The 860-nt window shown below is 63.7% G+C and carries 1 protein-coding gene; it reads right to left on the bottom strand.

Annotated features, from left to right (window positions below):
• On the bottom strand, positions 1-860 hold an 860-nt coding region (locus AC0L18_RS32345), incomplete at both ends, for an efflux RND transporter permease subunit (RefSeq protein WP_473495736.1).

Below are 860 nucleotides of genomic sequence, written 5' to 3' on the forward strand. Positions count from 1 at the left end.
CCTTTCGGGTCGACGGCTGACAGCCTGATCTGGATCGGCTTGCCGGTGGGCGGGCCGGCCTCGGGCACGCGAACCTCGACGTCGACGCCGGGAATGCCGGCCATGACGCCGCGCAGCTCGTCCAGGATGGCGTTCGCCGATTTGCGCTCGCGCCAGTCGACGAACTCGTACTGGATCACGCCGACCACGTCTTCAGGAATGTCCTGGCCGCCGCCTTGCGTCTTGCCGACACGGGTATAGACCGATTTCACGCCTGGCCAACCGAGAAGCCGGTTTTCCGCGGTCGTTGTGGCGGCATCCATTTCGGCGAGCGAAAGGTTGCCGCGGGCGTGCACATAGAGCAGGCCGTAGTCAGGCTCGACATTCGGGAAGAACTCGACGCCGGCGCCGTATTTCGAATATGCAAAGCCGACATCGAACAAAAGGCCGACGGTGAGCAGAAGCACGGTGATGGGAAAGCGCACCGCCTGCTTGACCACCGCCATGTACCAGCCGTCGCGGTTGTCGCTCTCGTGATGCGGCGGCGCCTTGGCGAACAAGGCGCCCAGCGCCGGTGCAAAGACCAGTGCATAGAGCATCGAGGCCGAGAGCGTGACGATCAGCGTGATCGGCATGTATTTCATGAAGTCGCCGATGATGCCTGGCCAGAACAGCAGCGGCGAAAAGGCGGCGATGCGCGTCATCGTCGCGGCGATGACCGGACCGGCCATGCGCTTGGCGGCAAGCGCGAACGCCTCTGCCTTAGGCATGCCTTCGCTCATCCGCCGCTCGGCGAATTCGGTGACGATGATGGCGTCGTCGACCAGCATGCCGACCGCCAGGATGAGGCTGAACAGCACGATCATGTTGATCGTGTAGCC

The sequence above is a fragment of the Mesorhizobium sp. WSM4819 genome, from assembly GCF_055811215.1.